This window comes from Corynebacterium sp. 20-84 (assembly GCF_053479455.1).
Window position 1 is genome coordinate 162,620 of record NZ_JBRBCB010000003.1, and the last position, 13,025, is coordinate 175,644.

General features: G+C 64.2%; 12 protein-coding genes. 8 read left to right on the top strand and 4 right to left on the bottom strand.

Going from position 1 to position 13,025, the window contains the following annotated elements:
- The first annotated feature begins 28 nt into the window (after nt 1-28).
- The 5 genes from guaB to ACUY2Y_RS03475 all read left to right on the top strand — a co-directional run bounded on the left by guaB (nt 29) and on the right by ACUY2Y_RS03475 (nt 5,645).
- The gene (gene guaB, locus ACUY2Y_RS03455; RefSeq protein ID WP_448324813.1) at nt 29-1,552 is read left to right on the top strand and encodes an IMP dehydrogenase; all 1,524 of its coding nucleotides are present in this window, start codon (nt 29-31) and stop codon (nt 1,550-1,552) included.
- 48 nt (nt 1,553-1,600) lie between these two features.
- The gene (locus ACUY2Y_RS03460; RefSeq protein WP_448324814.1) at nt 1,601-2,815 is read left to right on the top strand and encodes a GuaB3 family IMP dehydrogenase-related protein; all 1,215 of its coding nucleotides are present in this window, start codon (nt 1,601-1,603) and stop codon (nt 2,813-2,815) included.
- A gap of 273 nt (nt 2,816-3,088) precedes the next feature.
- The gene (locus ACUY2Y_RS03465) at nt 3,089-3,967 is read left to right on the top strand and encodes a metal ABC transporter substrate-binding protein (protein WP_232745304.1); all 879 of its coding nucleotides are present in this window, start codon (nt 3,089-3,091) and stop codon (nt 3,965-3,967) included.
- 101 nt (nt 3,968-4,068) lie between these two features.
- Entirely contained in the window at nt 4,069-4,749 is a 681-nt protein-coding gene (locus tag ACUY2Y_RS03470) for a metal ABC transporter ATP-binding protein (RefSeq protein ID WP_448324815.1), read from the top strand.
- Nucleotides 4,746-5,645 carry a metal ABC transporter permease gene (locus tag ACUY2Y_RS03475; RefSeq protein WP_448324816.1) on the top strand — a complete coding sequence of 300 codons (900 nt, stop codon included), beginning with the start codon at nt 4,746-4,748 and terminating at the stop codon, nt 5,643-5,645. Before ACUY2Y_RS03470 ends, ACUY2Y_RS03475 begins: the two co-directional genes overlap by 4 nt.
- On the opposite strand, the gene ACUY2Y_RS03480 is transcribed toward ACUY2Y_RS03475, so the two are convergent.
- Nucleotides 5,595-6,281 (bottom strand): metal-dependent transcriptional regulator, encoded by a 687-nt coding sequence (locus tag ACUY2Y_RS03480; protein ID WP_448324817.1) that lies wholly within the window; start codon nt 6,279-6,281, stop codon nt 5,595-5,597. The two genes, ACUY2Y_RS03475 and ACUY2Y_RS03480, sit on opposite strands and share 51 nt — an antisense overlap.
- A gap of 119 nt (nt 6,282-6,400) precedes the next feature.
- Here ACUY2Y_RS03480 and guaA point away from each other — a divergent pair, with 119 nt between their 5' ends.
- Nucleotides 6,401-8,005 (top strand): glutamine-hydrolyzing GMP synthase, encoded by a 1,605-nt coding sequence (guaA, locus tag ACUY2Y_RS03485; protein ID WP_448324818.1) that lies wholly within the window; start codon nt 6,401-6,403, stop codon nt 8,003-8,005.
- 90 nt (nt 8,006-8,095) lie between these two features.
- Here the strand turns inward: guaA and ACUY2Y_RS03490 are convergent, their stop codons facing one another.
- The 3 genes from ACUY2Y_RS03490 to ACUY2Y_RS03500 form a co-directional block, all read right to left on the bottom strand.
- Nucleotides 8,096-9,274 (bottom strand): PspC domain-containing protein, encoded by a 1,179-nt coding sequence (locus ACUY2Y_RS03490; RefSeq protein ID WP_448324819.1) that lies wholly within the window; start codon nt 9,272-9,274, stop codon nt 8,096-8,098.
- Nucleotides 9,275-9,352: 78 nt separating this feature from the next.
- Nucleotides 9,353-10,075: a PspC domain-containing protein gene (locus tag ACUY2Y_RS03495; protein ID WP_448324820.1), complete on the bottom strand. Its 723-nt coding sequence runs from the start codon at nt 10,073-10,075 to the stop codon at nt 9,353-9,355.
- A gap of 81 nt (nt 10,076-10,156) precedes the next feature.
- Nucleotides 10,157-10,567 (bottom strand): hypothetical protein, encoded by a 411-nt coding sequence (locus ACUY2Y_RS03500; protein WP_448324821.1) that lies wholly within the window; start codon nt 10,565-10,567, stop codon nt 10,157-10,159.
- A gap of 91 nt (nt 10,568-10,658) precedes the next feature.
- Between ACUY2Y_RS03500 and ACUY2Y_RS03505 the strand changes: the two genes are divergently transcribed.
- Both ACUY2Y_RS03505 and ACUY2Y_RS03510 read left to right on the top strand, forming a co-directional pair.
- On the top strand, nt 10,659-11,447 hold the full coding sequence (locus tag ACUY2Y_RS03505; protein WP_448324822.1) for a hypothetical protein: 789 nt from the start codon (nt 10,659-10,661) through the stop codon (nt 11,445-11,447).
- Nucleotides 11,448-13,019 carry a Y-family DNA polymerase gene (locus tag ACUY2Y_RS03510; RefSeq protein ID WP_448324823.1) on the top strand — a complete coding sequence of 524 codons (1,572 nt, stop codon included), beginning with the start codon at nt 11,448-11,450 and terminating at the stop codon, nt 13,017-13,019. It begins immediately after the preceding gene.
- Nucleotides 13,020-13,025: the final 6 nt, after the last annotated feature.

The window sequence follows — 13,025 nt, forward strand, 5'->3', positions numbered from 1 at the left end:
GCGCAGCGGAGAAAGGGAGCGAGTGATCATGTCCAACGAGCGAATCCATACTGGCGGAGACGATCCGAACAAGGTCGCATTCCGCGGCCTGACCTTCGACGACGTGCTGCTTCTGCCGGCTGAGTCGCACATCGTGCCAAGCGAAGTGGATACCTCCACGAACTTCAGCCGCAATATCAAGCTGGGCATTCCGATCGCCTCCGCCGCAATGGACACGGTCACCGAATCCCGCATGGCCATCGCCATGGCGCGCCAGGGCGGCATCGGCGTGCTGCACCGCAACCTTTCCGCGCAGGACCAAGCTGAGCAGGTGGACGTGGTGAAGCGCTCGGAGTCGGGCATGGTCACCGATCCCGTCACGGCCTCGCCGGACATGACGCTTAACGACGTTGACGCGCTCTGCGCCCGCTTCCGCATTTCCGGCCTGCCTGTTGTCGACGAAAATGGTGTGCTCACCGGCATCATCACCAACCGTGATATGCGCTTCGAGCGGGACTTCAACCGCCCCGTCTCCGAGGTCATGACCCCGATGCCGCTGGTCGTGGCTGGCGACGGCGTGTCCAAGGAAGAGGCGCTGAACCTGCTGTCCTCCAACAAGGTGGAGAAGCTCCCCATTGTCGACGATGCCGGCAAGCTCACTGGCCTGATCACCGTCAAGGACTTCGTGAAGACGGAGCAGTTCCCGAACGCCTCCAAGGACGCCGAGGGTCGTCTGCTGGTCGCCGCCGGTATCGGTACCGGCGAGGACTCTTACGACCGCGCCGGCCTGCTGGTTGAAGCTGGCGTCGATGCTCTGATCGTCGATTCGGCTCACGCCCACAACAACCGCGTGCTCGAGATGGTCAACCGAGTCCAGCGCGACTTCGGCGACCGTATCGACGTCATCGGCGGCAACCTGGCCACCCGCGAGGCAGCACAGGCCATGGTCGACGCCGGCGCCGACGGCATCAAGGTCGGCATCGGCCCTGGCTCCATCTGCACCACCCGCGTCGTTGCCGGTGTCGGTGCCCCGCAGATCACCGCGATCCTCGAGGCCTCCGTTCCCGCCCACAAGGCCGGCATCCCGGTCATCGCCGACGGTGGCATGCAGCACTCCGGCGACGTCGCCAAGGCTCTCGCCGCCGGCGCATCGTCCGTCATGCTCGGCTCGATGCTCGCCGGCACCGCTGAGGCTCCCGGCGACATCGTCGTGGTCGGCGGCAAGCAGTACAAGCGCTACCGCGGCATGGGCTCCATGGGCGCGATGCAGGGCCGCGGCCTGACAGGGGAGAAGCGCTCCTTCTCCAAGGACCGCTACTTCCAGGCTGACGTCACCAGCGAAGACAAGCTCGTGCCGGAGGGCATCGAAGGCCGCGTGCCGTACCGCGGCGAGATCGATTCCATCACCCACCAGATCGTCGGCGGACTCCGCGCGGCAATGGGCTACACCGGCTCCGGTTCGGTCGAGGAACTGCAGACGAAGCAGTTCGTCCAGATCACCACTGCCGGTCTGCGCGAGTCCCACCCGCACGACATCACCCAGACCGTCGAGGCGCCGAACTACCGCGCTTAGATAGCGCTTTCGCTCACGTTTCCCACGTAGACAAAGAAGGAAGACACCATGCGTGATTACGTCGAGATCGGCATCGGCCGCGAGGCCCGCCGCGCGTACTACCTGCGGGATATCAGCATCGTGCCTGCCCGCCGCACACGTTCTTCGAAGGACGTGGACCTGAGTTGGAATATCGACGCCTACACGTTCGACATTCCCTTCGCTTCCCACCCGACGGACGCTCTGGCGAGCCCCGAGTTCGTCATCGAAATGGGCAAGCAGGGTGGCCTCGGCGTGATCAACGCTGAAGGTCTCTGGGGCCGCCACGCCGACCTCGACGGCGCGATCGCGAAGGTGATCAAAGCGACGCTCGAAGCCGATCACGTCGATCCGGAGTCGACTGCTGCTGAAGACAGCGCGGTGAAGACACTCCAGGAGCTCCACGCGGCCCCGCTCGACCAGGACTTGCTTTCCGAGCGCATCGCCCAGGTCCGCGACTCCGGTGTCACCGTCGCGGTCCGTGTGAGCCCGCAGCACGCCCACGAACTCGCGCCCGTCGTGGTCAAAGCTGGCGCAGAGATCCTGTTCATCCAGGGCGAGATCATCTCCGCCGAGCACGTCCAGGAGGGCGGCGAACCGCTCAACCTCAAGGAGTTCATCGGCTCCCTCGACGTTCCCGTGATCGCCGGCGGTGTGGCCGACTACACGACCGCGTTGCACCTGATGCGTTCCGGTGCCGCCGGCATCATCGTGGGCCAGGGCGCGACGACTTCGGACGCCGCGCTCGGCATCGGCACCCATATGGCGACCCAGATCGCCGATGCCGCTGCCGCCCGCCGCGAGTACCTCGACGAGACCGAGGGCCGGTACGTGCACATCATCGCCGACGGCGGTATCGTGACCAGTGGCGATATTGCCCGTGCAGTCGCCTGTGGCGCCGACGCCGTCATGCTCGGCACGCCTCTCGCCGCTGCGTCCGAGGCGGCCGCAGGTGGCTACTACTGGCAATCGCAGGCAGCGCACCCGCGCTTCCCGCGCGGTGTCATCGCTCGTGTCGACGGCGGTTTCAGCTTCGGCTGGGGCCTCGACGACCCGGGTGCTACCGAGGACGTCATGAAACAGCTCCGCACCGGTAGCCCGAGCCTGGAAACGATTCTGCACGGCCCGAGCACCAGCACGTGGGGCGGCCACAACCTCGCCGGTGGCCTGCGTCGTGTAATGGCGAAGTGTGGCTACACCGACATCAAGAGCTTCCAAAAGGTGGACATCACTCTCACCAGCTAGCTGCGCACTTTCGCGGCCGACAACGCCCGGTGGATCTTCAAAGATCCCCGGGCGTTTTTCATGTCTACGGGGTGAGGCGGATGTCACGGACGAGTCATCTTGACTCTCCTGCAAGCCCGACTAAAGTATGGCCAGAATAAAAAGTACGTCTAGGCGTAACTTGTAGAAAAGTCTTGGCAAAATATATTTTCAGGAAAGGAAAACTCAATGATTCGGTCGGAAAAGCAGGCGCCACGATCAGCACTGTTCGTGGCAGCAGCCGCGATGATGGCGATGATTCTCGCGGCGGCGCTCACAGCGTGCGCGCCGGAGGAGGATCGTGCAGACGGCGGAAAGCCGAAAGTGCTGACCACTTTCACTGTGATCCAGGACATCGCCCAGAATGTCGCGGGGGAACACTTGACTGTGGATTCTTTGACGAAGCCGGGGGCGGAGATCCACGGCTACGAGCCCACGCCGGCTGATATCCGCCGCGCGTCGGATGCCGACCTCATTCTGGATAACGGCCTGAACCTGGAGAACTGGTTCGCGCAATTCGTCGAGGACGTCGACGCGCCCCACGTCACCGTCAGCGACGGCGTGGACCCGATCGACATCACCGAGGACGAGGGCGCGGGCAAACCGAACCCGCACGCGTGGATGAGCCCGGTCGAGGTGGAGAAGTACGTGGACAATATGGTCACCGCCTTCAGCGAACTCGATCCGGACCATGCTGAGGACTTCAAGCAGAACGGCGAGCAGTACAAAAAGGAGCTGCAAGAGGTCCAGGACGGCATGGTCACTGAGTTGGCGAACCTGCCTGAGCAGCATCGCGCACTGGTGACGTGCGAGGGCGCATTCTCCTACATGGCACGCGACGCTGGTCTGGAGGAACGGTTCATTTGGGCCGTGAACTCCGAGAATGAGGCAACTCCGCAGCAGATCACCCGTGCCATCGAATTCGTCAAGGAGAACGACGTGCCGGCCGTATTCTGCGAGTCCACGGTCTCGGACGCACCAATGCAGCAGGTAGTTGACGCAACCGATGCCACCTTCGGCGGCACTCTGTACGTCGACTCCCTTTCGGAAAAAGACGGTCCGGTTCCGACCTACCTCGACTTGATCAAGCACGACGCCGACGTAATCACGCAGGCGTTGACGGGTAAGAAGTAGGTGCCACGGTGCAACAGGAAACGTCATCACCCGCGGCGGCCGTTTCGTCGAATGCGACTCCCGCGATATCCGTGCACGATGTCACCGTTCACTATGGGAGCGTGCTCGCGCTCGACGGTGCATCCCTCGAGATTGCGCCGGGACGCGTGTGCGGACTCGTCGGAATGAATGGATCCGGGAAATCTACGCTATTCAAAACGATCATGGGGCAGACCCGGCCGGATTCCGGGACCGTCGCCGTCAACGGAGATGACCCCGCGGTTGCCCGCCGCACCGGTGTGCTCGGGTACGTGCCTCAGCGCGAGGCAGTGGACTGGGATTTCCCGGTCAGCGTGCGGGAGGTGGTCATGATGGGTCGCTACGGACAACTCGGTTTCACGCGCCGGCCTCGCCGGACTGATATCGAAGCCGTCAACCATGCACTCGAGCGTGTGGAGCTCACGGACTATGCCTCACGTCAGATCGGTCAACTTTCCGGCGGCCAGCGGAAACGCGCCTTTGTTGCCCGGTGCATTGCCCAGGGGGCGAGGATCATGTTGCTGGACGAGCCTTTCGCGGGCGTCGATAAGCGCAGCGAAGCGACGATGACCCGGCTGTTCCGTGAGCTTGCAGACGGCGGTGCCACCGTCTTCGTCTCCACGCACGACCTCCCTGCGTTGCCTGAGCTGGCTGATGAAGCGATGCTGCTCAACCGGCATGTGCTCATGCACGGCTCGCCCAAGGATGTCCTGCAACCCGATAATCTCGCCGCTGCCTTTGGGCTGGATGTGATGAAACGATGATCTCTTTTCTTGTCGACCCGTTCGCCTACGACTTCATGGTCCGCGCGTTCGCCACGAGCCTGATTTCCTCCATCGTGTGCGCGGTGCTGTCGTGCTGGCTGGTCCTCGTCGGCTGGTCGCTGATGGGCGATGCCGTGTCCCACGCGGTGTTCCCCGGCGTGGTGCTGGCGTATATCGCCGGCGTTCCCTTCGCTGTCGGGGCAGTGGTCTTCGGCTTCCTCGCCGTGGGATTGATCGGCGTCGTGCGTGATACGAGCCGGGTCAAAGAAGACGCTGCGATCGGAATCGTCTTCACGACGCTCTTCGCGTTCGGGCTCGTGCTCATCTCCGTCACGCCCTCGCACACCGACCTCAATCACATTATCTTCGGTAACCTGCTCGGCGTCTCCAAAGCTGATCTCGTGCAGATCCTCGTTTTGGGCGTGGCCACGCTGGCCGTGCTCGTGCTCAAGCGCCGCGATTTCACGCTTTTCGCTTTCGATCCCGTGCATGCTCACGCGATTGGTCTGTGGCCGAAGCTGATTGGGGCAGTGTTGCTCGCCCTGCTCGCGCTCACCTGCGTGGTGGGGCTGCAAGCCGTCGGGGTGATCCTCGTGGTGGCGATGCTGATCATTCCGGGTGCGACCGCGCACCTTTTGACCGACAGTTTCGGCCGCATGCTGCTGATCGCTCCTGCGGTGGCCACCGTATGCTCCGTCGCGGGGCTGTACGCGAGCTACTACCTCGACGCTTCGCCTGGCGGACTCGTGGTCATGGCGCAGGGGATCGCATTCCTGCTGGTGTACCTGTTCAGCCCGAGCCAAGGGATCGTCACAGCGCGTGCGCGCCGGAGCGGAACGGCACGGCTAATTGGAGACGAACAGCGCATCGGTAGCGGTGCGGCCGAGCGGAACTGAGTTCTTTGCCCCGTCCACCTTCACATCGAGCGACTCCGAAAACGGTGCACCTTCTGTGACCGTGAGGACGGCGCCGACAACGATGCCATTCTCCTCGAAAAACTTCAGCAGGGTCGGGTCCGAATCGGAGATCCGCTCGACAGTGACCGTCGTCCCCGCTGCACCGGCGCCCGCCCCAGCATCCGTGAGGCGGCATGCGTCCAAAGCGGGCACCGTACCTTCGGCGGTCGGGATCGGATCCCCGTGCGGGTCGCGGGTGGGGTGGCCGAGCAGCTTGTCCAGCCTGTCCACCAGGTAGTCAGAGACTGCGTGCTCTAAGTGCTCCGCTTCATCGTGCACTTCGTCCCACGTGTACCCGAGAGTCTCCACCAAGAACGTCTCGATGAGCCGGTGGCGCCGAATCATGTCCACTGCGTACCCGCGGCCCTTCTCGGTCAATTCCACCGAGCCGTACGGGGCGTGCACGATCAACCCCTGTGCGGCGAGCTTGCGCACAGCATCCGAGACCGACGACATCCGCAGCCCCGTCTGCTTCGAAATCAGGGTCGCCGTCACGGGTTCTGCCGACCATTCCGTGAGACTCCAGATGACCTTCAAATAGTTCTGGGTCGAGGTGGATAATTCGCTCACCGACATGCGTTCAACTCTACTTACCTTCCGGGAGCACGCTTATCGACGCCGCCGTGAACCCGCAATCCGCCCTGCACAGTTGCGACTGTTCAGTCTATTCAGGCCATGAGTTAGACTCTGAAACCGTGACTACCTCCGCGAACGCACCAGAGCAGACCCCGCCCGCAAACGCCCACCCGCGCCCCGTCCTCGTTGTGGACTTCGGCGCGCAATATGCGCAGCTCATCGCACGTCGTGTGCGTGAGGCACGCATCTATTCGGAGGTCGTGCCGCACACGATCACGGCCGCAGAACTCAAGGCTAAAGACCCGGTGGCACTCGTGCTCTCGGGTGGCCCGTCGTCCGTGTACGAGGACGGCGCACCCCAGCTCGATCCGGAGATTTTCGAGCTCGGCCTGCCCACTTTCGGTATCTGCTACGGCTTCCAGGTGATGACGCAGGCGCTGGGCGGCACCGTGGCCAAGACCGGCTCCCGCGAGTACGGCCGCACCGCCATGGATGTCCGCGGCGGCGTCCTCCACGATGGTCTGGATGCCAACCACCCGGTGTGGATGAGCCACGGCGATTCCGTGACCGAGGCTCCGGAGGGCTTCGACGTCACCGCCACCTCTGAGGGTGCGCCCGTCGCCGCTTTCGAGAACACCGACAAGTGCATGGCCGGTGTTCAGTACCACCCGGAGGTCATGCACTCTCCGCACGGCCAGGAGGTGCTCACGCGCTTCCTCACGGAGATCGCCGGCCTCGAGCAGACCTGGACCGCGTCCAATATCGCGGACCAGCTTATCGACGCAGTCTCTCAGCAGATCGGCCCCGATGGCCGCGCCATTTGCGCCCTGTCCGGCGGCGTCGATTCTGCCGTTGCCGCCGCACTGGTGCAGCGCGCCATCGGCGACCGCCTCACCTGTGTTTTCGTCGACCACGGCCTCCTGCGCAAGGGTGAGCGCGAGCAGGTCGAGACCGACTTCGTCGCCGCCACCGGCGCCAAGCTCGTCACCGTCGATGAGCGCGAGGCCTTCCTGAACAAGCTCGCCGGCGTCACCGAGCCGGAGGCCAAGCGCAAGGCCATCGGTGCGGAATTCATCCGCTCCTTTGAGCGCGCTGTTGCCGGTGTGCTCACCGAATCCGGCGATGACGCCCCCGTCGACTTCCTCGTGCAGGGCACCTTGTACCCGGACGTCGTCGAATCCGGCGGCGGTGCCGGCACCGCCAATATCAAGAGCCACCACAATGTCGGCGGCCTGCCCGACGATGTCGAATTCGAACTCGTGGAGCCCCTCCGCCTCCTGTTCAAGGACGAGGTCCGCGCCGTCGGCCGCGAACTCGGCCTGCCCGAGGAAATCGTCAACCGCCAGCCCTTCCCGGGCCCCGGCCTGGGCATCCGCATCATCGGTGAAGTCAACGAGGAGCGCCTGGAAACCCTCCGCGCCGCCGACGCCATCGCCCGCGAGGAGCTGACCAAGGCCGGCCTCGACGACCAGATCTGGCAGTGCCCCGTCGTCCTGCTTGCCGACGTCCGCTCCGTCGGCGTCCAAGGCGACGGCCGCACCTACGGCCACCCGATCGTGCTGCGCCCCGTCGCCTCCGAAGACGCCATGACCGCCGACTGGGTCCGCATCCCCTACGAGGTCCTGGAAACCATCTCCACCCGCATCACCAACGAGGTCGAAGACATCAACCGCGTCGTCCTGGACATCACGTCCAAGCCACCGGCCACCATCGAGTGGGAGTAGCGCCCCAGCCCCAGCTGGGCTCACGCATTCCGCCGGTCTGGGCAGCTGCGCTAGCCAGACCGGCCAATTCGGCCTATATTCAGCGCATTGTCACTGTGCGTTTTCCACGACCCGGATATCGCCGATTTTCTGGTTCAGATTCAGCGTGAGAACTTGGCCATCGCCGTCCACTCGTTCGTGGGGGCAGTCGGTCTCGCCGATGCTTGTGTGGCATCTGACATCGACTGGGCTTCCTTCTGTCGGAAGGAGGACTTCAATCGACCCGACCATGCCATTCACATCGAGTGTCGCTGGCTCATCCAACGGCCAAAGCCCCGTGAGGTCTACCGTGATGCTGCCGAACGCGTTCTTCACAGGATGGATTGGGATTGATTCTGGGTCCGTGATGAACTCTTCCTTCGGCCCGACCCACCCCGCTTCCCGAGCGCGGAACGTGATGGAGGTGCCCATCCCAAGGACAGTGATGATGGCCAAAGCAGTCACCATGTTCTTCCACATTCGCTCTGGATTCTCCGGCGGCTGTTCCCCGGTAGTGACTAGCGGTCGGCGGCGGTTCCGGTTGGGGGCTTGGTAAGCCCCAGCCTGGTAAGCACCCTGAGGTGTGTACGGCGAATGCGGCGGGTGCCCAGCCCCAACTCCCGTGGGGTAGCCGGGTCCAGTTGGAGTGTATGGATTGTGCGGTAGTTCAGGCTCAGCCGCCGGGTGATAGCCGTGAGCATCGTGGCTGCCGGGCGCACCGTAAAACCCTTGCGCACCGTGGCCATATTGAACACCGGGGTGGGGATCTGCTGCCGGAGGCGGGGGCACGAGTAGCCCCGGTGGCGGTTCGGGATAACGCTCGTGCAAGCGCTTCCAGCCGAGGTAGAAGATCAGTGCGGCCAGGGGGACTGTCAACCCGTAGGCTTCACCGAACTTGAAAATGGTGCTCGAAGAGAAGCAGGCCAGAAGGAGGATCATCGCCCACCCTAAGATGCGATCCTGCTCGTCTTCCGGAGTCAGAGGGTGTTTAGGTTTGACGATTACATCGATGGGGGCGGAGTGCCTACCTTTTTTGGGCATGAGCAGGACGCACAGGGCGTACAGCAAGAGGCCGATGCAACCGATGAAGAACAGGACGAGGAATGCGATTCTGATAAATGACGCATTCACCTGGTAACGCACTGCGATGCCTTGGCAGACACCAGCGAGTTGGCCGTCTTCATCGCGACCGGGAATGCGAGGTGGGCGTGTATCCCACATGTCCTTTAGAGAAGTGCCTGCGGTGCTCATGCGTTAGGTGTGCATTCTGTGCTGGTGCCCGTCTTGCCCCTGGCGCTACTAAAGCGCCGGAGCCTGGAAACCCAGGTTTTAGGCATACGGGTTGTTCTGCGGAGAGTACGGGTTGGCGTTGCCGCCCGGCTGGCCGTCATTGGTCTGCGGTTGCTGCTGCGTCTCTGGCTGTGGCTGAGCCTGCGGTTGCTGAGCCTGCTGCTGCACCTCGGGCTGCGGCTGAGCCTGAGCCTGCGCGTGGCCGCCACCTGCCGGTGGCTGGGGCTGGGGGTTGCCGGCGGAGGGCTGGGGCTGCTGTGGTCCTGGGGTGGTCGGTGGGATGCCGAGTCCCTGGGGCGGTACGGGGGTGCGGTTGTGGAGGAGCCACCACGCAACGAGTCCGAGAAGGGGGCCGACGAGCGGGAGGACGATGAAGCCGTACCGGAAGCCCATGATGATGGAGGGGAAGGCGGACATGAGGAAGATGAGGAGTGCGATGAGCAGGATCCAGCCGGTGCTCTGCTCCTTCTTCTCTGTTTCGGTCAGGTTGTTCTTGTCGCCGAGGACTGCGCTCAAGGGGGAGGAAGCGGTGTTGATGCGCGGCATGGTCAGCCAGCACAGGATGTAGAGGAGGATGCCACCGCCGCCGCTGAGTACTGCCAGCACGGCGAATGCGATGCGGACGATCGTGGGATCGATTTGGTAACGCGCGCCGATTCCTTCGCAGACGCCTGCAAGCATGGCCTTGCCGCCGTTTTCTTTGGGGATGCGCGGAGGTCGAGTTTCCCACATGTTCTGAGGACTGCTTGTGGAGTTGGTCATATATCCAAGTATGCAGTTTCCTGGGTCACTTCGCTGGCACCGTTGACCGTTTTGTAATGCGGGCCTGGTTGTTGGTCGCGCTCAGTCCGCGTAGGCGAGGCGTCGCGAGCCGTCGACGTGCGGGTAGAGCACCCATGTCGCGCCCGCGACGAGCAGGAATGTGAGCGCGACGCCCCATGCGGGCCACTGTGCGAGCGGGGCCAGCATCAGCGCGAGCCACCAGAGCATCAAGGGCACGAGCATGCTTATCGACGGCACCGTGCTCACCTTTTTCCTCGCCGCGAAAGCCCGCATCTCCGCCCGGTAGGGGTGGAAAAGAGTGACCGCCGCGGCAAGTACTGCGCATCCGATGGCGATCAGGACTTTCGGACCAATGGCTAGCTGCGAGACCATGACGGCGATCGACCCGGCGACACCTGCGGTACCTGCCGTCCGCACGAGCGCTGGTGTGGGAATTGGAGTGATGCGGCTGCGGACATCGTGGGCGTACATAGGGGTGGACGCTACCACACCGCTGCTGGTAGAAAATGTGTTCGAAAGATTCAATTGACCTTGGTTCACTCGGGGAGCATAATCAACGTCCGTGAGTGGAACAAGTGTTCGTAAGGTGGCCCAGGAAGCGGGTGAGGTGCCGGTGTCGGCGGCCCCCGCTGGTCTTGCGCGCGCCGAACAGATCGCTGAGCTCCGCTCCAAGATGGCGCAGATCGGTGGGGATGTTCCTGGCGGCGGCACCTTAGCCGGCTTTGGGGAAGGGGTCGTGGCCGGAGAGGATGTGCTGACGCTCGGCGAACAATTCCGCTTCGTCCTTCCTGATGGGGGTTTACCGCGCCACGCAGTCACACATATGAGCGATACCCCGGCGCTGGTCGCTGAAATGCTGCTGAATGTGGTCGAGGCGGGCGGCCACGCTGGTGTGGTGGGGTGGCCGGAGCTGTCGTATGCCGGGATCGGCAGGAAGCACCTGGACAGAATCATCGCGGTCCCGGATCCGGGCGCGGACCCGCTGGGGATCACGGCAGTGCTCACGGAGGGGCTGGATCTAGTCGTGTACCGTTCGCCGGTTCAGCTCGCCTTGTCGCCGGTGCGGTGTCGCCCGCTACTGGGCAAACTTCGTAAGGGCCGTGCCGCGCTGATGATGGTCGGTGCGACTGTTCCGTCGCCGGCACTGACTATCGCGGGGGATATTCAGTCTTTCCGCGGTATCGGGCGCGGCACTGGCCGGATCACTGGCGTGGATATCCGGGTGCGCGCGCAGTCGAAGAGCGTCCATCCGGCCTCGGCCACTGTCACCGTGGGTCAAGCGGCTGCGGAAACAGTCGCTGAGGCAGCAGCCGAGACAGCCGGCCACCCCGTGCTGAAGGTGGTGCGGTAAGTGCGCGTCGCGGCGGTGTGGTTCCCGGATTGGCCGGTGCAGGCCGCGCGGCTGGAGGCGGATGATGAGCTGGAAGAACCGCTGGCCATTGGTGCGCAGTACCGCATCAAGGTGGTCTCTCACCGCGCTCGTGCGCTGGGTGTGCGCCGCGGAATGAAGGTGCGTCACGCGCAGTCGGTGTGCCCGGAGCTGACGGTCATCGATGACAACCCGGACCGCGATGGGCGCATGTTCACCGCGTTGGCTGCAGGCTTTGATGATGTCGCAGCTTCGGTGGAGGTGCTGCGCCCAGGTCTCGTAGTGGTCGATATCGCGGCTGCGGGCGCATTCCACGGTAGCGAGGAAAAGGCGGTGGAGATGCTGCTTGACGCAGCTGCGCGCCGCGGCATCGACGCTTTTGTCGGAGTGGCCGATGAGATTGCCACGGCAGTTGTGGCCGCACGATCGTTCGCGGTAGTGCCACCGGGTGGGTCGGGTGAATTCCTGGCCCGGCAACCTTTGAAAGTTCTGGTGGCAGAGACCAGCCTGGGTGCGGATGTGGAGACGGTCAAGGCGCTGGGGCAGCTGGGTGTGACCACGTTGGGGGAGCTCGCCCAGTTGCCTTCGACGGCGGTGTCCACCCGCTTCGGCCGCGCGGGCATGGCCTGCCACCGTATTGCCCGTGCTGCGCCGGATCGGCGGGTCGCGCCGGAACTCCCGGTAGCGGACCTGAGCGTGGCCATCACGCCGGAGGATCCGATTGACCGGGTGGACGCAGCGGCTTTCGCTGCCCGCGCGCTGGCGGCGAGCCTGCACGAACGCTTGGCGGAAGCGGGGCAGAACTGTCTGCGCTTGAAGGTCAAAGCAGAGCTGGCCGACGGCACTGTGGTCGAGCGCATCTGGCGTACTCGTGAGGCGCTTACGGAGGAGGGCACCGCCGACCGCGTGCGCTGGCAGTTGGACGGGTGGTTGACCAGCGGGGGAGCGGGCACGATCACTGCGCTTGTCCTGGAACCGCTGGAGCTCGCCCAGCCTGATTCAGCAGGCCAGCTCTGGGGCAGGGGCGCGGGTGGCTCTGGTGCTGGTGAGGCGCGCCGCGTGGCGGAACGGGTGCAGTCGGCACTGGGGATTGATGCGGTGCTTCAACCCCGGTTCGTCGGCGGGCGCGGTGTGGCGGAGCGCATCGCGTTGGTCCCGTTCGGGGAGCGCGACCCGGAGACGGCGGATGGTCAAGATCCGGCGGAGGCATCGTGGCCGGGAGCTATCCCGCCACCGCTGCCAGCGCGAATTGGTGGCGGTGTGGATCACCCGGCGGCGAAGATCACCATGATCGATGATTCCGCGCGTCCTGTCGGCGTCACGGCCGAAGCGTTGCTCAGCACGACGCCGTACGCGTTGAGCTGGGGCGGCAGCCACTACCTGATCACGGGGTGGGCAGGGCCGTGGCCGGTGGACGAAGGCTGGTGGGGTGAGCACCCGCAGAAGGTCGCGCGGCTGCAGGTCGTCGGCGAGCGAGAAGACGGTGGCGCGCCGTTGGCGTGGTTGCTGCTGTGGTCGAAGCAGAACTGGAGGGTGGAAGCGATGTACAGCTAAGGGGTC

Bases quoted from the DNA above. Each gene is read 5' to 3' on its own strand.
- ACUY2Y_RS03465 (WP_232745304.1), top strand. From the start codon at position 3,089: ATGATTCTCGCGGCGGCGCTCACAGCGTGCGCGCCGGAGGAGGATCGT.
- ACUY2Y_RS03460 (WP_448324814.1), top strand. From the start codon at position 1,601: ATGCGTGATTACGTCGAGATCGGCATCGGCCGCGAGGCCCGCCGCGCG.
- guaB (WP_448324813.1), top strand. From the start codon at position 29: ATGTCCAACGAGCGAATCCATACTGGCGGAGACGATCCGAACAAGGTC.
- ACUY2Y_RS03480 (WP_448324817.1), bottom strand. From the start codon at position 6,281: ATGTCGGTGAGCGAATTATCCACCTCGACCCAGAACTATTTGAAGGTC.
- ACUY2Y_RS03475 (WP_448324816.1), top strand. From the start codon at position 4,746: ATGATCTCTTTTCTTGTCGACCCGTTCGCCTACGACTTCATGGTCCGC.
- ACUY2Y_RS03490 (WP_448324819.1), bottom strand. From the start codon at position 9,274: ATGAGCACCGCAGGCACTTCTCTAAAGGACATGTGGGATACACGCCCA.
- ACUY2Y_RS03500 (WP_448324821.1), bottom strand. From the start codon at position 10,567: ATGTACGCCCACGATGTCCGCAGCCGCATCACTCCAATTCCCACACCA.
- ACUY2Y_RS03495 (WP_448324820.1), bottom strand. From the start codon at position 10,075: ATGACCAACTCCACAAGCAGTCCTCAGAACATGTGGGAAACTCGACCT.